This is a genomic window from Micromonospora sp. NPDC005206 (assembly GCF_040608175.1).
GTDB lineage: Bacteria > Actinomycetota > Actinomycetes > Mycobacteriales > Micromonosporaceae > Micromonospora.
Map to the genome: position 1 here is coordinate 1 of NZ_JBEXHU010000035.1, position 17183 is coordinate 17183.

A 17183-nucleotide genomic window follows, 5' to 3' on the forward strand; every position below is an offset into this window, starting at 1 on the left:
GGGTGGTGCAAGCCGCGAAGAACCTCGTCATGGACCTCGAGGACACCGGCTGCCGGGCACGCTTCATAATCCGCGACCGCGACGCCAAGTTCCCCGAGATGTTTGACGCCATCCTCGCCGACGCGGGCATCGACGTCGTACTCAGCGGCATCCAGATGCCAAGAATGAACTCAATCATGGAACGCTGGGTACAGACCTGCCGTCGTGAACTACTGGACCGCACCTTGATCTGGAGCCAGCGGCACCTGCTCCACGCGCTGCGCGAGTTCGAACAGTTCTACAACGGACACCGCCCGCATCAGGGCATCGCCAACGCCCGCCCGCTGTGCCCGTTGCCAGCGCAGATCGCCGACCCGAACAAGATAACCCGCCTCGACATACGACGACGCGATCGCCTCGGCGGCATCCTCCACGAGTACCGACATGCCGCCTGACCTGCGCGGACGAGTTTTTCGGCAAGGGCAAGGTTCACGCCACACATCCGGTCAGCAATCTGCCGTCGCCAGTCATGGACCGGCGGAACCAGCCGTTTCTACCGTCGGGGAAGGCGAGCGTGACGGGAGGTCTGGATGGTTCCCAACGACGAATCCGGGCGGCGCATCAACCGCCCTGTCAGACGGAACCGCAAGACCATAAATCAACCTGTCACGGATGCAAAACGCCAGGCCATACTGCGAGTCATGGACCAGTACCGCCGCTTCGGACCGAAGCAGGTCCACGCCGAACTTCGCCGCACCCGACACGACATCACTCTCGCGATGGTGCGCGCAGTCTTCGAGCAGCTCGGACGCAGCGAGAGCCGAATCGCCCGCATCTTCCGTCGCTGAGGGACCATCCGCGAGTCCTGGCGCAACTCGCTGAGCATGAGATCAGCCGCAGCCGAACGGGTTAAAGATTAAGTTAGAAGCGGAAACCGAAGAGCGCTCCCTCGTCGTACTGGTCGGTGAGGCGTTGGGGCAGCAGGTGGGGGTCTGCGTCGAAGCCTCGCCGGCGGGCTTTGTCGAGGTCGTCGGAGTTGAGCGTGATGATGTACTGAATTCCTTCACGGGCCGCGACTTCAGCAGCTAGGCCTAGGGCTGCGGCGAGTTGGCGGTCGTCGACGCCGTCGAACAGGTAGCTGTCGTGCACTAGGAAGTCCGGCGCCCGGCGGGCGCGGTGGGCGAGCACGCTGACGGTGAGGTCGAAGCAGAAGATGACCATGCTGCGGATGCCTGTGCTGTCATCACTGTCGATATGCGGGTTGATGCGTAGGCTTTTGTCGCCGGCTTCAAATCGCAGGTAGGCGGTGCGTCCCGGGCCGTACAGGCGGCGAGCGAAATCGGAGAACAGCACCGTTGCCTCGTCGACGAGTCTTCGCCGGTCCTCGATGTCGCGGTCCATCTCCTGCTGCAAAGTGAGTCTGGCCTGGGTGATTTCCCGTTTGGTGGCTTCGAGGGCTTGGGCCGCCTCGTATCGGTGTCGCAACGCTGAGAGCAGCGCCTGTTCCTGACCGAGGACCTGCTGGAGCGTGGTCAGCGCTTCCAGTGCGCCGCCCTCTTGCAGTGTGCGCAGGATGGAGGCGAGTTGTTCGCCGAGCCGGCCGCGTTCAGTCTCGCTGTCCACGAGCCGCTGCCGTATCGCGCTGGCTTCCTCGTCTAGGTAGCGGCGACGGTTGCGGACGATCGACTGGTGGAACGCTTCGACCTCGTCGAAGCGTTTGCGGACCTGGTCGGTGAGCATGACGCCGAGTTCGGCGTAGATCGGTTCGAGGTAGCTGACGTCGGGGTCAGTCGCTTCCTCCAACGCGCTGTTCAGGTCTTGGAGGTTGCGTCGGTCGACGAGGTCGCGGCTGCGGAGCTGGCGGATGCGTTGGTCCATCCGGTCTGCTTCTTGGCGGAGGTTCTCGTATTCGGGGACCACGCGGAAGGAGGCGAGCTGCCGCTCCACGTCCGCTACGCGTCGTTCGGCTAGGGCGATCTCACTGCGTAGATCGGCGACCTTGCCGATGATGCGCCCGAGGAGGGGGTCTTGGGCCGCTTTCTGCATCTGCGTGCGAGCGGTATCTCGCGCCTTGAGCAGTCGGTAGCGGTCGGCGAGGTGCCAGTCCAAGCCGAGGAGGTAGGCGAGGTTGGTGGTGGCATCGGCGTCGGACTGGCGGCCGTGGCTGCGTCTGGCGTCGCTGTAGCCGTCCGAGCTCGTTCGGCGCATCAGGAACGACAACAGGCTGCGGCCGGTGACGCCCGGATGCTCGTCTGGGAGACCGAAGAGGTCTCGTTCGATGAGCCGTTGCCATTCGCCGACCCGCACGTGGCCGGTGGCTAGCTCGAGTTGGCCCTGGTCGGTTCCAGGCGGCAGCGGCTGCAGATGCACCCAGGTGGAGCGGCTGCCGGTGCGGCTGACGCGCAGGGGCTCGCGTTGCTGCGGCCAGTCGAGTTCCAGGCTGAATTCGGTGGAGCGAAGTTCTGGTCGCAGGGCGAGCGTAGAACTGTCGGCGCGCTCACCCAGCAGGAAGTGCAGGAGTTCGATCATGCTCGACTTGCCGGCCCCGTTGCGGCTGTCGGTGTCGGCCGAGTTGGGGGCGACGTCGGCCGCGAGGATGTTGAGGCCGGGCTGGAAGGTCAGCGCTCGGAACCGAGAGTCGCTAGCTCTCAGCTGGCGCAGCATCCGGCCGCCTCCTCGTCAACAGTTCCCGCTGCAGTTCGACCACTCCGAGCGCGTATAGGACGTCGAGCGAAAGCACGAACCACCAGAACGGTACTGGCGCGTGATGGCCGTTGCTCGCTCGCCACTCCCGCAGTCTGGTCCATGTCTGGCTGATCGTCATCGGCTGCTCGAGCAACCGCAAGATCTGAGCGCCAATGACCAACAGGGAACGCTGTGGGGCGATGCCCTTCGTCGGCGCGATCACGGCACCACCACTTCTTGTGTCGCGGACGTCCGCCAGTTCGTCGGCGGCTCCTCGAAGATGTCGCACGTCTCGAAGAAGTACGCGAGGACGACCATGACGGCTCGTTCCTCCTCGCGCCGCCCACGAGCGTTGCCCGCGATGTACTCCTGCAGCTTCCAGAGCACGTCTCCTGGATCGTCGTAGACGGCCTTGATCTGGTGGTAGTAGGCGTTGAAGCCCTGGGCCACCTCGTCGCGCTCGGTGACGTCGCGGCGGCCTTGGTAGTACTCGTCGACCAGGTGCGTGTACCGCATGCTGGAGATGATCTCCTCGCGGTCGTCCGGGCCGAGCTGGTTGTAGTCGAGCTTGTCTGGGGGCACCTCTCGAACCGACGCCTGCGAGGCGGCAGCGCGCCGCTGCGTGACCAAGTGGGCGAGCAGGGGAGCCAGGTCATCCAGCCCGATCCGGTACACCCGATCGGAAACCGGGATCTCGCAGCCAAGTAGCTCCTGGATCTCCTCGCGTTCCAGCCGACACAGCTCGCGGTGCAGGTGCTGCGGGCCGCGCTGCTCGAAACGCATCACGGGATGAACCCGGCGAGCTTGGGACAGCAGCACCGAGATCTCTGGGTGCACGCCCCTGAGGTCGTTGTGGACGAAGACGAAGGTGTCGAACTGATCGCCTCGCTTGGCGATCGCTTTGGTGAGGTCATCCTGGAACTTGCTCCGCACAGCGGCGGCGTCGGGTACCTCGGGTGCGTAGCACGCGTACAACTTGCGCTCGTGCAGGCTCAGTCCGTCGGCGCCGATGTCGCCCAGGTTGCCGTGGGTCCTGACATCGATGAAGTCCGGATACCGAGCGCACATCAGGTTCTGGAAGAACCGCTCGAACCCGTTGCCAAAGAGTTCGTCGAGCTGGCGGCGCAGAATACCTCGCACGAAGCTTTGCTCCTCGAAGCTGAGCGCCACCGAGCCTCCCAAGCCTCTTCGAACCTGACGCACTGCAAGCAGTAGCTCTAGGTGTTGGCCTACGAGGTCCACTCACTCAGTGCAGTTTCCAACACACCCCATGCGATCACGAAGATCTTTAGCGGTCAAATTTTCGACCGAAGGTGCCAACGACCAGACGAGGCCGCGCGGGGCCACGGTCCCCGTCAGCAGGCCGGGGCTACACCGGGGAGCGGCCGACGGTGGCGGTGTGGACCGCAGCGCAGCCGCCCGCGTTCCTGAACTACGTCCGCGAGGACAGCCTGTACGCGTGGTGGTGGCTGATCGCCCTGCGCGGGCTGCGCCGCGGTGAGGCCGCCGGACTGCGGTGGGCCGAACCGGCGGGTCAGCCAGTCCGGGCTCACCAGGCGGCCGTTCACGTGGACGAGAACCCGCCCCTTCGGATCAACCGGACCGTGGCGGCACCGCTGCTCGTGCCACAGCTCCCACAGCAGCTTCACCGTGGCCTCGTCGAGGGCCAGTGTCCGCACCCCGGCCCTGTGCCGCAGCCCGACCGGGGTCTGAAAGGCCGATGCCGCCGTACGCGTTTATTCCGCGCAACGCGCTGATCCTTCGCTGTCGAGCTGCGGCTCAAGTCACCATAAGCAGGTCCACCGACAACTCCAGACCCTGCTCGACGGCTTTCCCACCGTGAGGACCATCCGCCGCCGCTACTGCAACGGCGGATGGTGGCCAACCACACCGGAGATCGGCCTGTTCAACCCGGACAAGATGCGCACCACGCGCTACCGCTACCGGGGAACAGCCATCCCCACCCCGTGGACGGCCATGGGATAAGGACCACGAACCCCAACGGGACTTGTGGAGAGCCCGGTGCCAGGACGACTGGCACGCCGGGTTCGGGAGGCGGCCCAAGGAAACGGACCGGTCGAAACACCAGCACCGCGCCTTGGGTCGACCTCACACTGCTGGCATCAGACGAGGCGCCGGATGTGGACCTTCGGGCACTCGTTCCAGAGGTGGCATTGTTTGTGCTGGCGGACCTGCTCGTCCCAGACTTCCTGGTCGTAGTCGGGGTTTGGCGGGATCCACTTGTGGGACCCGTCGCTGTAGTGGAACTTCTCGTCGCCAGGCCGCAGGATGCTCATCGAGTCCAGCCAAGGAACCGACGGTGCAGGTGGCCGGCGGGGACGTCGGCCAGGTCCTGGGCGGCGTTGACGAGCTGGGCGGCCAGGTAGAGGGCGAGCGACACGGGGGCGCGGTCGTACTCCGCTCGCAGCTCCCGCCGCCGGGTCTGGCAGGGCCACTCCCCCGCGCAGCCGCCGCAGGTCCAGGCCGGCTTGATCGGATGGTGAGTGGTCATCGCGGGCCGTCCTGGCTGGGCCAGTGGCCGCGGTTGATCGGGATGCGGTGACGGCTTCGGCACGGCAGGGTCGCGCCGCAGCGGCAGATGTATCGCCACTGCCTCCAGGACCACACGGGCCGGTGGCGCCGGGCGAGGGTGAGCGCTGCCGCCAGGAGGTACTCGTCGTAGGAGACCCGCTTCATCGGCACGCCAGAGCCGTCGAGGCCAATGACCGCCGGGTTCGGGGATAGGAAGGGAGCACTGCCGCCTCCTCGTGCCGCAGGTGTCCGGAGGCGTGGATGCCCGATCGCGGAGGATGCGCCGGACATCCACGCCGGCGAGGACGGCCCACAGCGCCAACCGAGGGAATCGACCTCCTCGGCAACCTCCCACAGGTACCGTTGGGTAGTCAAGGGCTGACGTAGGTGGTCTACTCGTGTTGCCAACCGAGGGGAACACCGTGCCACCGCGTTACCGCTACGAGCAGATTGCCGATGACCTCGCCGAACGCATCGCGACCGGCGAGTTCCCGCCCGGCTCCAAGCTGCCGAGCCGCCGAGAGCTGATCGAGCACTACGGGGTCACCGAGCCGGTGATCGACCGCGCCATGCAGATCCTTCGGATCAAGAAAATTACGGAGACGCTGCCCGGCGTAGGTGTCTTTGTCGCGGATTAGGCGCCGAGCGTCGATTGCGACCAGTGGTTGCTTCGACTGATCGAGGGCATGAGCGAGGACTGGGTGAGGCTTGTGGGCAGCATGGCTGGGCCAACTACACCGGTTGGGGCAATCGGGGGAGCAAGCGGAGACGCAGGAGTCGAGTATCGGCGAGCCGTCGCTGCTTACGCCGTCGCGCATGGCCTCGCAGGCGCAACTCTCCTCGGCTTTGGCGTTCCATCCGCCGCAGCACTCGTTGAAGCTGTAGCCCTTGAGACCGACGATGCCGTGGACGACGTCCGCATCGAGTTTCAGTCGGGCTGGCGGGCCACTGTTCAAGCCAAGCGGACACTTCGTAAGGGAAAGCCCTTTTCCAGTGCCGTTGCCCAATGGCGAGTCGCAGCACAGCGCGGCTTAGAAAAGAACGAAAGGTTGGTCCTAGTGACCAGCCAAATGCCAAAATGGGGCCATGACCTGAAGCGATTCCTCGATCGCTACAAGCTGGACAAGCCCGGCTCGCCGACGAAGGAGGAACGGGAAGCCCTCGCATACCTCGATGCAGAACTGCCCGGCCTAACCAGCGACCAGCGCGAGTCGCTACTTAAGTGCGCTTCGCTCCACATTCTGTCGCTAGAGGAGGAGGAGCAGCGGGCTTCTCGGGAGGCAATTCGGCTACTAGATGGGGTTGTGGGAAGGCAAGCATCCGTAAATGCATGGCGCGACCTTGTTTCTCTAGCTGGAAAGACCGCGAGGCTCAGGGGCGGTTACCTAATGCAAGCATGGCTTGACCTCCTAATAGGTGCAGGATACCGAGTCCTTGCCTCGGAGGCCACCGCTGCCGCCCGGCTGGTGAAGTTGGAGGAGGCTCGACAGAGATACCGAGCCATGCTTCGAAAGCGCGGGAGCGTAGTTGACCTTCGCCCGTTGGGCGCGACCACTCCGCCGATACCGTTGGAGAAGGTTGACGCAAAGATCGAGGCCATAGCTCCGGGCGAAGACGGCCGCGACAGCCGTGACCTGCTTTGGGCATTCATACGTCGCGGTCGCATGGTATTGACCGGATTACCCGGCGGCGGAAAGTCTCTCGCTTTGTCGGTGCTAGCCGCGCGAATTTTGGACGTTGAAGGCGCACCATTCCCAGTACTGGCATCACTTAAAGACGTTGACCACCAGGAACAATCTTTGGGGTTCCGGGATCGCTTGTTGAAGGTGGCAGTTCGAGATCTTCCGACCGACTATCGGCCACTGATTCAACAAGAGCTGGAGAGGCGCCTGGAGAGCGGCGGGGTTGCCCTACTTCTTGACGCGTTGGATGAGACACACGGGAGGCGAGCTCAAGTTGTGTCGGAACTCGATGAGTTCATGCACAGCGTCTCGCCTGATGTCGATGTGCTCTTAGCTACCAGGGATGTTTCCTACGGGCATGCCGCGTCCCTTGGGTGGCAAGATTTGCGCCTCGCGCCGCCGAAGGATATCGAGAAGACTGTGCGTGCCATCTTGGAGACGCAGGCAACAGCTTCAAATCCGGGCAAGAATTTGAATTGGGTGCAGACCCGAGAACTTTGGGTCACCGGCACCCTGAATAAGGACCGAAGCTTACGCGAAACTCCTTTAATGCCGATCCTCTTGTCTCTGCTCGCCGTGACGAAAGGTGATGACACTCTACCCACACACCGCGCTTCGATTCTTTACGCAGCAGTAAAGAGGTTGGTTGAAAGGCAGGAGGCAAGACAAGGGGCCAATCTTCGAATGGGCATCTTGTCTGGCAGCTCAGCGTCCAAGGCACTACTCGACGGCTTCGCGGTGGAGGCTAAGAAGATTGCCGCGGCTGGCGGCCAGTGCAGATTCGGCGAAATCCTCCGGGAGGTGGAGGGCTGCCTAGTTGATCGATGGGCTCTTGCCCGAGGGCCAGCCGAGGTCGCCGCCGAGGCCATTGCGCGATTCTGGGACGAGGCTGGAATCTTTGTCATTTCTGGGGGCGACGAGCAGGTAGCACCGCGGGTAGAGCTATTCCTCGAAATCGGCGAGGCCGTTTACATTTCCCTAAGGCCTGAGCAAGAAGTCGTCCAGTGGGTTGCGGAGGCCGTTCGGGCAGGCAGGCAGGAATCGCTGATTCTTGCCGCGGGATTATCAGAGCTGGTAGCGCGAGAAGTGCTCCGAGAAGCGGCCGAAAAAAGGAGCCATTCGCTCTCACTTGCCGCAATCACGGCACTCAGGCAAGGTGCGTCAGCGGTGGAACCCGAGTTCAGCAATCTCTTCACAGCTCTTCTAGACGAGATTCGACGTGGAGACGCCGAAGCATGGCAGCTTTGGTCACACACCGCCGAACTGGTTGATGCAAATAACCAGGTTCATGCCATGGTCGGCGCCCTTCAATCATTCCCTGAACCTAATCAAACGATTGGACGCGCAACACTTGCTTTGCGCAAGAAGGTAAGGCTTTCTACGTCCGAACGGGACGAGTTGCTGCTTGATGCCCTGAGGGTCAAAGGTCTCTCACCCTTGCCCCAACGGGATCCCGCTCGGAAAGGTCGCGTTGCCACAATCGACAGTGTCTACAGCAGAGCAGTTGAAGGAGCAGCCGCAGAACTTCTTGGCCGGCGGCAAGAGGCGACAGAGCTCGTTGTGGAGGCTCTGGATCATGGCTCAATGGGAATGCACGATCGTTTGTGCAAGCTCCTTCGGGAGCGCGGCTTCGTGGATATTGCAAAGAAGATTGAGGACGAGCGTTGGAGTGGATTCAGCAAATCCTTTGCAGGCTTGGCCGATATCGACAGGCATGCGCATTTGAGACTACTCAAGGACCTAGCGGAGAATCCCGGCTGTATCTTGGGCCATCAACAAGCAACGCGGCTTGCTGAACTAGGGTCACTGTGCGAGACTTTGGACCTGAATCAGATAAACGCCTGGCCAGGCTCTGACGATTACGACGAGTGGTTTTGGCCTTTAGTTCAACTAGTTATTCGACTAGGCCGGTTCGATACCGCCACCATCTCGGCGCAAGCTACGTTGACCCTGGATAGAATAGCTGCGGCGGGCAACGACGACCCATTCTTTTACATCTTCGATGGCGCTGAAGCGCGATCCCTGCACGCGTGGGAAATCATTGAAGACCAAGAAGGCGCTGTTCGACTTTTGGGAAGCATGTTCTTCCTTGGCACGGGAACAGCATGGGTGGCAGCAAGAGCCCTCTGGCGTGCCCCTGTCGCAAACCTGGCAGTGCCGCTACTTAGACAGGTATTTCGCAAGCTGCGCAGTCCTGAACGTCAACGAATCGCCGCAGTGACGTTGCTATCTCTCCTCGGCGAGCCGGTTCTTGCTGAATGGGCTAGAGACCCAAGCCCCGTCCTACGCCGGATCGCGGCAGAACATTTGCCGCTCTCGCCGGACGGCTCCATCCAGCCCGTGATGGTCACTCTGCTCAGGGATCTTGATGGTCATGTCGTTGAATGCGCCGTGGAGCGCTTTGAAGACAACGAGACCCGACCTGTTCGGGTCGAGATCGAGAGGATCTCCCGCCAGCCCAATCCTGGATGGCAATGCCTGCGTTGCGGCATTGAGAACCAGGCGGGAAGGCGGTCTTGCACCGACTGCAAGACCCTTGGCCCGGATCCGGCGGCGCTAGCGACATCCATTATCCAGGGAACGCCTCAGCCGGTTCGGGCGGTGTTCGACCTGGATCATTGGGACGAGTAGAAATTGAGATCGCCGAGAGGTTGCATCCCGTGTGCCGTCGACCCGTCCTTCGGAGAGCAGGCCGCCGCTCGGCCCGCCACCTCAAGCGGACCGGCTCGTACAGACGCTGGCGGGTCGGGCGGTGATCTGCTCGGCTCGTCCCGGGTCGAGGGCCGGCGGGCTGGCCTACCGCAACCACCCACGGACCGTGACCCGCAGACGGAGCCCCGGCCATCCTGGAGCCGGAGCCCCCCGCCGGAGGCGCAGTAGCCGCAACCCCGCGACCACCGCCAGCTCGCCGACGCGACCGGCGTGCGCTCCCCTACGCCGCGCGGGCTGGCGGGCCGCGCGGCTCGGCCGGCTGCCGTCCCACCCTCACCGGTCAACGGGTCTGTCGTTCTGCGGCGGCCCTCCGGGCTTCCCGCTGTCCGCGCCAGCCGCCGGGCATCAGGCGTGACGGCCGCAGAGCGACAGCGGCAGCGGCCGGCGCGCGCCCAGGCGGCGGCGCGTGCGGCCCGCTCAGGGCCGCCTTGATCGATGTAAGGAAAGTTCTCCCCATTCGGCGGACAGCCTGCCGGGCCTCGCCCTGGGACGATGACGGCGTGGACCGCTTCGAGGGCCGGTGCTGGCTGGACTGGTGGGCGAACTCATCAACCCTGCTCGGCAGCGTCGAGGTGGCCGTCGTGATTGCCGCCGTAACCGGCGGCTGGGAGGCCGACGGTCGCCTGGTAAGCGACAGCGACGGGGACCGCGAGGCGTTTGCATTCCTATGCGAACTCGACCCCGTCTTCACGCTGCGATTCGAAGACGAGAGCGCTGTCCCCGTTACGGTGCATCCCACAGATGGGCATCGCCGCTTCAGCCTTACCGAGTACACAGGTCCGATTCAGCGATCGGTCGACAATCGCATCGCTCTGTAGGCAGCGCCGAACCTGGTTGGCTCGACAGCAGTTTCACGGCACGTTGACGTGTCGGTACCCGGTGCTACTCTGGCGCTCGTCGAGCACGCCAGCGCGGCCTTCCTGCCGGATCGCTGGCCTCGACCTCGGAGATGCCGAGAGGCCTTCCTGCCGCTGATGCGGGCCACGTCCCGCCGGCCCTCATTCGCACCGACCACCATGCCGGTTCCCCGAATCCGCTGAGCGGCCCAGCACGGCCTTCCCTGCCGTCCACGGTGGCCCGGATTCGCAGACTCCACGGGTGGGGGCAGCCTGCGGCAATCCGCCGGATGCCGATATCCCAGGCTCCCCACCCGTGCCGGCCTAGTAATCAGCTCGACGAGCGTGAAAGGACATGACCCATCGGCGGGAGGTGGCACGGCCACGATTCCGCCCTCCGGCGTCAGCCGCCCAGTGGGCGGTGCCAGGAGACACGACGAACACCATTAGCGGACAGCCGTCCACGGCTGGTGGTGCTTCGTCTCCCGTCCCTGCCACCCCTGATGAGGAGACAGTCGTGTCCACCCCGCTCACCATCTACCGGCCCCGTCTCGCCGTCGGCCGGGACGTCTAGTACGGCAGCCGCCGTTTGGGATCATGGCTGAAGTTCGAGGTTGAGTCGGCGTGTGTAGTGGGATTGTCGGGCGCGGGCTTGGTGCCGGCGTCGCCACTGTGACCAGTGCAAACGGTGGGCGAGATCGCTGATTGGGCGGATGATGCAGGCGTTGATGAGACGGCGGACCTCGTTGACTGTCAGCTTGATCAGGCCGGTGTCGGCCGGGTTGTCCTGAGCGGCATCGGCGGCGCAGATGGCGAGGGCGGCCAGGGCGAGGGTGGTGAAGCGGTGCCAGGAGTCCCAGCGGCGGACCTGGTGCTGATCGAGGCCGACCTGACTTTTGGCGGCTTGGAAGGCTTCTTCGACGGTCCAGCGGATCCCGGCGACCCGGACGAGTTGGGCGAGGGTGGCCGGTTGCGGGGTCCAGCAGCGGTAGAAGGCCGGTCCCCGGTGGAGGTGTTGCGCCTGATCAGGAGGCTGTGTCGGCCGCTGTCGTCAGGGTCGGCGTCGGTGGTGACCTCGTCGAGCCAGGCCCAGTCGTAGAAGCGCGGGCCCTTGGATCCGGCGCCCGCGCTGCGGCGCTGCCAGGCCGAGGCTGGTAGGTCGGCGGCGACCTGGTCGGCCCGGACCTTGACCTTGCCGCCGTCGAGGGGCACCAGGTGGCTGCGGGACACGGCCAGGACATAACCGAGTCGGTGTTGGCGCAGGTGAGCGCGGAAAGCGCTGCTGTTGCCGTAGGCCTCGTCCGCAGCGACCCACCGTGCGGGCACGTCGGCGTCGACCGCCGCGGTGACCATGTCGGCTGCCAGCTCGGGTTTCGTGGCGAACTCGACCTCGTCCGGGACACCGGCATCCTGGCAGCGGTCCCGGTCCTCGGTCCACGACACCGGCAGATAGACCCTGCGGTCGATCAGGGTGTGCCCGTGCTCGCTGGCGTAGCCGAGGAACACCCCGACCTGCGCGTTCTCGATCCTGCCGGCGGTGCCGGTGTACTGGCGTTGCACCCCGACCGAGTGAACGCCCTTCTTCAGATCCCCGGTCTCGTCGACGACCAGGACCCCGTCCGGGTCACCGAACCGTTCGACAATCACCTGACGCAGGTCGTCACGGACGGCGTCAGCGTCCCACACCGCCCGATACAACAACCTTTGCATCGCATCCGGCCGAGCATGCCCAGCCTGCTCCGCCAACTGCCAACACGTCTTGACCTCGATATCGGCCAGCAGCCCGGTCACGAACGCCACCGCCGTGCGACGCGGCTCGACCCGTCCGAACCTGCCCGCGAAGGAGGCGAGCACCCCAGCCAGCACTCGTCGCCACCCGGCAGGGTTTACGCTGTGACCTGCGGCCACCGCCAGATCTGAAGTTATGTCCACAACGTACAGACGATCACGCGGTGGCCGCCTTGCGTCTACCCCTCCCGACCAGCGCCATCTCAAACGGCGGCTGCCGTACTAGGTCCTGCACCGCGCCGCCTCGCCGGAGTTCTCCGGCTGGCTGGAGCACACCCGCCCCGCCGGCGGCTGCTCCCGCCCGATCCGCCTCACCGGCACCCTCGCCGCCGTCGACCGGGACACCGGCCGCATCACCGGCCAGCTGCACACCGACGAGCTGCCCGACCACACGCTGTACAAGGCGTGCGGCAACCGCCGCGAATCGGTGTGCCCGGACTGCGCCTGGGTCTACCGGGGCGACGCCTATCAGCTCACGCGCTGCGGTCTGACCGGCGGAAAGGGCGTCCCCGCCTCGGTCGGCCGGCACCCGGTCGTTTTCGCCACCTTCACCGCCCCGTCGTTCGGCCCGGTGCACCACCGGCACGTCGCGCGCCACACCTGCCGCAGCCGGCAGCGCTGCGGCTGCCAACCGGCCCCCTGCCGCGCCCGCAGCAACGCCGGTGCCTGCCCGCACGGGCAGCCCGCGGCGTGCTTCGCCCGCCACGACGCCGACGATCCGCGGCTCGGGCAGCCGTTGTGCCTGGACTGCTACGACCACGACCACCAGGTCGTCTGGAACTACTCCTCCAGCGAGCTGTGGCGGCGCACCAAGCAGGCCATCGAACGGCGGCTCGCCGCGCTGTGCCGCCAACGCGGCATCCCCCTCGTCCGGATCGTCACCACATCCGGCAAGGTCCGCTGGGTGCCGCCCGTGCGCGTGTCGCACGGAAAGGTCGCCGAGATGCAACGCCGCGCAGCCGTCCACTTCCACGTCCTACTGCGCCTCGACGGCGTCGACCTCGACGACCCGGACGCGCTCGTGCCGCCACCGTACGGCATCACCGCCGACGACCTGGAAGACGCGATCCACGCCGCCGCCCGGCAGATCACCGTCACCACGCCACCACACCCCGACCAGGCCGAAGGCTGGCTGATCGCCTGGGCGCGCAGGTCGACGTCCGACGCATCAACAGCACCGGAGGCGAGCTGACCGACGACAAGGTCGCCGCCTACCTCGCCGAGTACGCCACCAAGGCCACCGAAGCCACCGGCCACTCCTCCAACCGACTGACCGCCGCCACGATCGACGACTACGCCGACCCCGAAGGCGACCACCTCGCCCGGCTCATCGACGCCTGCTGGCACCTCGGCCGGCCCACCCACACCGACACTGCAAGCGGCGCCGCAGCCGCCTACGTCTGGGTCACCAAGCCTGACGGCCGGCGCACCCGGAAGTACGTCTACGGCAAGACCCGAGAGGCGGTCCACGACAAGTGGATCAAACTGCACCAGCAAGCGAAGCAGGGACCGGTGGCGACAAGCGTTCCTACGTCGGCAGCTTCCTCGCCTACTGGCTAACTGAGATCATCCAGCCGAACCGGGCACCGTTGACCTACGCGACCTACGAGACGTTCGTCCGCCGCTACATCTCCCCCGGCCTCGGTGCCAAGCGGCTCGACCGGCTCCAGTCCCGCGACGTGCAGACCTGGATCAACCAGGTGGCCCGCACCTGCCAATGCTGTGCCCAGGGCAAGGACGCCGCCCGGCCGAAGCACAAGCGCCGCTGCTGCGCCGTCGGCCGCTGCTGCCAAGCGGTCCCGTCGACGCGCACGGTCAGCGACATCCGGGCCGCGCTGCGGGCCGCCCTCACCCACGCCCAAGCCGAAGACCTCATCACCAAGAACCCGGCCGTCGCGGTCACCCTCGCCACCGTCCGCCGCCGCCGGGGCAAGTCCTGGTCGAGCGACTAGGCACGCAAGTTCCTCGAATCGGCCCGCGCCGACGAAGACCCGCTCTACGCCGCCTACGCCCTGGTCCTCGTCACCGGCCTCCGCAAAGGCGAGGCCCTGGGCCTGACGTGGGAAGACGTCGACCTCGACGCCGGAGAGCTGACCATCGGCCGCCAAATGCAACGCGTACGCGGCCAGCTCTTCCACCGCGACACCAAGACCCAGGCATCCGATGCCACCCTCCCCCTGCCCGACATCTGCCTGACCGCCCTCAAGCCCAGACAGGAACAACGCGACGAGGCCCGAGCAACAGCCGGCAAGGCATGGCACGAAACCGGGCTCGTCTTCACCACCCGCTACGGCACACCCATCGAGCCGCGCAACTTTCAACGGTCCTGGCAGACGAGGTGCGAGAAGGCCAACGTCAAGCCGATCACCGTCCACGACGCAAGAAGGACCTGCGCCACGCTCCTGGCCGACCTCGACGTCCACCCCAGAGTCGCCACGCAGGTGCTGAGGCACGCCCGCTTCTCCGTGACGATGGAGATCTACACGCAGGTATCGACGAAGGCGACCAGAGACGCACTCAAGCGGCTCGGTGACTCGCTCGGCCGCTGACGGAACTGCTGTACTTAACTGCTTTACGCAAGCAGAAAGGCCACCTCCCGAAGCCGGGAAGTAGCCTTTGACCTGCGTGGGTGATACTGGAATCGAACCAGTGACCTCTTCGTTGTGAACGAAGCGCTCACACAGCACTGCTGTTTCACTCGGATGGGCGGCGGCAAGCCCCGCCCAGGGTGCCACCGCCGGCGCCTACGCGTTCTTGCGGTCGTGGCCGCGGCAAACTTTCATCGACGATGAAGCCTCCGATGTCGGCGGTGGGATGGCCGGCCGGTACTGCGCCACCGCCGACATCGCCATCTACTTATGATCTTGGGGTTTCGTTTGGCGGCTGTTGAGCATGCGTACGGTTGTGCTCAGCCTGATCGGTGCGTCGTCGGGGCCCCTGAGGAAGGGGTGGATGTAGACGGGGCGGCGCAGCGATCGGCCAGGGCCGTGGGCTTGGTTGCGCCAGTGACCGGAGACCCAAAACCGACTGTTCTGGGAGCGCCCTTGGCTGCCTGGCTTCGGTTCCCCATCCGGCCCTGGGATGGTACGGCGGCCGCGGATACGCACGATGCGCACCTCGGGTACCAGCCGGTTGGTACGGGCGTAGGTCTTAGCGACGGTTTTGTCGACGCCTGCGGTAGTGACTTCTGCGGTTTGCTGCGCGATCAGCAGCCACGTCGCAACCAGCGCTGCCGCCGGATGGTCACCGGCTATCAGGTGCTGTTCGGGAAGGCGAGCTGCGCTCATCGGCGCGAGCCAGCCGATCTGTTCGCGTAGCCGCTGCAGCGGTTTGCCGTCGAGTCCCGCGCCGATGCTGCGGTAGAGGACCATTTCCCAGCCGTCGATGGTGTCGGTCCAGGATGCCGCGGTGAGCTGCCGGTGTGTCACTGGCCGTGGCCAGATGAGCATTCCGTCGGCGGAGGGGATGAGGTCGCGGCTGATGTGTACGCCGGGCAGCTGTGCTGCGGCGTGCTCGGCCAGGTCGGTGAAGTCGTTGTCGATCCAGTACAGGTGTGATCGTTCGAGGCCGGTGGCGATCTGCTGACGTGCGTCGTCGATTCCGAGCGCGGCGGGCAGGTTGTCGGTGCCTCGGTAGAAGCGGGTGAGCCGGTCACGGACCTTGGGCAGTCCTGTTGCGGTGATGGTGGTTGCCGGCCAGGCGGTCGTTGTGATGAGTGTTCGGCCGGGAAGTCGGCTGTTGAGGAACGCTTGGTGCAGTTCCTCGATGCGTTGTCGTGCCGGTGGATGGTTGGCGAGGCCGAGCGCCTGTACCGCGCGGTCGATGAGCTTAGCGTTGCGGCCCTCGTCGATGTGGGTGTGGCAGGTCGCGCATGCTGCCCAGGAGTGGCCGAAGCCTTGGACCAGCCCGGTGGTGGGGCCGATGGCGATGGCGGTGACGTCGCCGCCGTGCAGTGTCCAGATCGGGTACGGGTCGCCGCAGAAGTCGCAGCTGCGGCGGACGGTGTCGAGCTGGCTGACCGGGACGGGCACTGGTTCGTGTCCGTCGGTGGCGAGGTGGGTCGGGTGTACGTAGGCGGGCGGCACGCCGAGGGTGTTCAGCGGTGCGAGGCAGGTCTGGCAGGCCATCTCTACGCGCGGGGCGGTCATGCCGAGGCCCCGTTGGTCGGCTGGTGCCGGTCGCGGAGGCGGGGCCCGCGACGGTGTTGGGCGGGGGGCATGGTCATGCCCGGTTGGTAGATGGCATGGCGGTGCCGGCCATATCGCTTGGCGTGGTACATAGCGATGTCGGCGCGGTGCAGGGCCACCTCAGTGAAGGGGTCGCTGGTGTCGACGAGCGCCAGGCCGACGCTGGCGGAGACCGCAACTAAGGCAGGGCCGCTGTCCGTGGGAAGCGCGACGGGCTGGGAGATGATCGTGGTGAAGGTGTCGGCGATGCGGTCCAGGTCGTCGGTGCGGGCCGGCAGGAGCGCTGCGTATTCGTCGCCGGCGAGCCGGGCGGCGGTGCCTCCGTGGAGTGCGGCGATGTCGCTGATGCGGTCGCCGACTTCGGTGAGGAGGTCGTCTCCTCGGCTGTGGCCGTGGGTGTCGTTGACGTGTTTGAAGTCGTCGAGGTCGATCAGGGCGACGATGATGGGTTGGACGGGGTCGGTGTTGGCGAGGGTCGCGTGCGCGGCTTGCAGGCCGGCGCGGTTGAGCATGCCGGTGAGCGGGTCGTGAAGCATCGCCGAGGTGGCGTCGGCGAGTTGGGTGCGGAGGCCGTGGATTGTCGGCCAGGCGGTGAGCCTGCCCACGGCGAGCGCCACCACCGCGGTGGCGATCATATCAGTGGTAGGGACACTGGGTTCCTCCTTCAGGAGAACCCGGGACGCGATCGTTTCGAGGCGGCGCGTCCCGGGTCCTGATACGACGACGGCACGCCGTTGGCGGGCCGGGTTTACGGGTTCATGCCGCTCGGGCTCACAGCAGCG

13 protein-coding genes and 4 pseudogenes are annotated in these 17183 nt (G+C 65.6%); 9 read left to right on the forward strand and 8 right to left on the reverse strand.

Annotation, left to right across the window (positions count from 1 at the left end; genetic code table 11):
* Together ABZU69_RS34090 and ABZU69_RS34095 are read left to right on the forward strand one after the other, a co-directional pair.
* Positions 1–434: integrase core domain-containing protein (locus ABZU69_RS34090; RefSeq protein ID WP_354968387.1), on the forward strand; the 434-nt coding region annotated here is incomplete at its 5' end.
* A 246-nt stretch (positions 435–680) separates the two neighbouring features.
* Positions 681–827, forward strand: a complete 147-nt coding sequence (locus tag ABZU69_RS34095) for a hypothetical protein (protein ID WP_354968388.1) — start codon at positions 681–683, stop codon at positions 825–827.
* 73 nt (positions 828–900) lie between these two features.
* Here the strand turns inward: ABZU69_RS34095 and ABZU69_RS34100 are convergent, their stop codons facing one another.
* Genes ABZU69_RS34100 through ABZU69_RS34110 form a run of 3 tightly spaced genes read right to left on the reverse strand, consistent with a single transcriptional unit; the run spans position 901 to position 3834 of the window.
* Positions 901–2643, reverse strand: coding sequence for an ABC-three component system protein (locus ABZU69_RS34100; protein ID WP_354968389.1), 1743 nt, complete (start codon positions 2641–2643; stop codon positions 901–903).
* Complete coding sequence (locus ABZU69_RS34105; RefSeq protein WP_354968390.1) at positions 2621–2953, reverse strand: ABC-three component system middle component 6; 333 nt, start codon at positions 2951–2953, stop codon at positions 2621–2623. The genes ABZU69_RS34100 and ABZU69_RS34105 overlap by 23 nt, the downstream gene beginning before the upstream one ends.
* Complete coding sequence (locus tag ABZU69_RS34110; RefSeq protein ID WP_354968391.1) at positions 2884–3834, reverse strand: ABC-three component system protein; 951 nt, start codon at positions 3832–3834, stop codon at positions 2884–2886. The genes ABZU69_RS34105 and ABZU69_RS34110 overlap by 70 nt, the downstream gene beginning before the upstream one ends.
* Positions 3835–4037: 203 nt before the next feature.
* On the opposite strand from ABZU69_RS34110, the pseudogene ABZU69_RS34115 reads away from it, so the two are divergent.
* Together ABZU69_RS34115 and ABZU69_RS34120 are read left to right on the forward strand one after the other, a co-directional pair.
* A pseudogene (locus tag ABZU69_RS34115) lies at positions 4038–4190 on the forward strand (site-specific integrase); the annotation flags it as partial.
* Between the two features lie 313 nt (positions 4191–4503).
* On the forward strand, positions 4504–4650 hold the full coding sequence (locus ABZU69_RS34120; protein WP_354968392.1) for a hypothetical protein: 147 nt from the start codon (positions 4504–4506) through the stop codon (positions 4648–4650).
* 137 nt (positions 4651–4787) lie between these two features.
* Here ABZU69_RS34120 and ABZU69_RS34125 read toward each other — a convergent pair whose 3' ends face one another.
* The gene (locus tag ABZU69_RS34125) at positions 4788–4961 is read right to left on the reverse strand and encodes a hypothetical protein (protein WP_354968393.1); all 174 of its coding nucleotides are present in this window, start codon (positions 4959–4961) and stop codon (positions 4788–4790) included.
* Positions 4958–5176, reverse strand: a complete 219-nt coding sequence (locus ABZU69_RS34130; protein WP_354968394.1) for a flavin reductase — start codon at positions 5174–5176, stop codon at positions 4958–4960. Before ABZU69_RS34130 ends, ABZU69_RS34125 begins: the two co-directional genes overlap by 4 nt.
* A gap of 442 nt (positions 5177–5618) precedes the next feature.
* Here ABZU69_RS34130 and ABZU69_RS34135 point away from each other — a divergent pair, with 442 nt between their 5' ends.
* The 3 genes from ABZU69_RS34135 to ABZU69_RS34145 all read left to right on the forward strand — a co-directional run bounded on the left by ABZU69_RS34135 (position 5619) and on the right by ABZU69_RS34145 (position 10408).
* Complete coding sequence (locus ABZU69_RS34135; protein WP_354968395.1) at positions 5619–5834, forward strand: GntR family transcriptional regulator; 216 nt, start codon at positions 5619–5621, stop codon at positions 5832–5834.
* Between the two features lie 48 nt (positions 5835–5882).
* Positions 5883–9509: a hypothetical protein gene (locus ABZU69_RS34140; protein WP_354968396.1), complete on the forward strand. Its 3627-nt coding sequence runs from the start codon at positions 5883–5885 to the stop codon at positions 9507–9509.
* Between the two features lie 581 nt (positions 9510–10090).
* Positions 10091–10408, forward strand: coding sequence for a hypothetical protein (locus ABZU69_RS34145; RefSeq protein WP_354968397.1), 318 nt, complete (start codon positions 10091–10093; stop codon positions 10406–10408).
* 613 nt (positions 10409–11021) lie between these two features.
* Here ABZU69_RS34145 and ABZU69_RS34150 read toward each other — a convergent pair.
* Positions 11022–12280: pseudogene (locus tag ABZU69_RS34150) on the reverse strand (IS701 family transposase).
* Positions 12281–12443: 163 nt separating this feature from the next.
* Between ABZU69_RS34150 and ABZU69_RS34155 the strand changes: the two are divergent.
* Both ABZU69_RS34155 and ABZU69_RS34160 read left to right on the forward strand, forming a co-directional pair.
* Positions 12444–13588 (forward strand): annotated as a pseudogene (locus tag ABZU69_RS34155) (replication initiator); the annotation flags it as partial.
* 15 nt (positions 13589–13603) lie between these two features.
* Positions 13604–14763 (forward strand): annotated as a pseudogene (locus ABZU69_RS34160) (site-specific integrase); the annotation flags it as partial.
* A 303-nt stretch (positions 14764–15066) separates the two neighbouring features.
* On the opposite strand, the gene ABZU69_RS34165 reads toward ABZU69_RS34160, so the two are convergent.
* Together ABZU69_RS34165 and ABZU69_RS34170 are read right to left on the reverse strand one after the other, a co-directional pair.
* A complete protein-coding gene (locus tag ABZU69_RS34165) occupies positions 15067–16362 on the reverse strand; it encodes a hypothetical protein (protein WP_354968398.1) in 1296 nt (431 codons plus the stop codon).
* Positions 16359–17036: a GGDEF domain-containing protein gene (locus tag ABZU69_RS34170; protein WP_354968399.1), complete on the reverse strand. Its 678-nt coding sequence runs from the start codon at positions 17034–17036 to the stop codon at positions 16359–16361. Before ABZU69_RS34170 ends, ABZU69_RS34165 begins: the two co-directional genes overlap by 4 nt.
* Positions 17037–17183 lie beyond the last annotated feature (147 nt).

Excerpts from the sequence above, each read along its gene's own strand:
- ABZU69_RS34095 (WP_354968388.1), top strand. The coding sequence starts at position 681 with ATGGACCAGTACCGCCGCTTCGGACCGAAGCAGGTCCACGCCGAACTT.
- ABZU69_RS34100 (WP_354968389.1), bottom strand. The coding sequence starts at position 2,643 with ATGCTGCGCCAGCTGAGAGCTAGCGACTCTCGGTTCCGAGCGCTGACC.
- ABZU69_RS34125 (WP_354968393.1), bottom strand. The coding sequence starts at position 4,961 with ATGAGCATCCTGCGGCCTGGCGACGAGAAGTTCCACTACAGCGACGGG.
- ABZU69_RS34130 (WP_354968394.1), bottom strand. The coding sequence starts at position 5,176 with ATGACCACTCACCATCCGATCAAGCCGGCCTGGACCTGCGGCGGCTGC.
- ABZU69_RS34140 (WP_354968396.1), top strand. The coding sequence starts at position 5,883 with ATGAGCGAGGACTGGGTGAGGCTTGTGGGCAGCATGGCTGGGCCAACT.
- ABZU69_RS34165 (WP_354968398.1), bottom strand. The coding sequence starts at position 16,362 with ATGACCGCCCCGCGCGTAGAGATGGCCTGCCAGACCTGCCTCGCACCG.
- ABZU69_RS34170 (WP_354968399.1), bottom strand. The coding sequence starts at position 17,036 with ATGATCGCCACCGCGGTGGTGGCGCTCGCCGTGGGCAGGCTCACCGCC.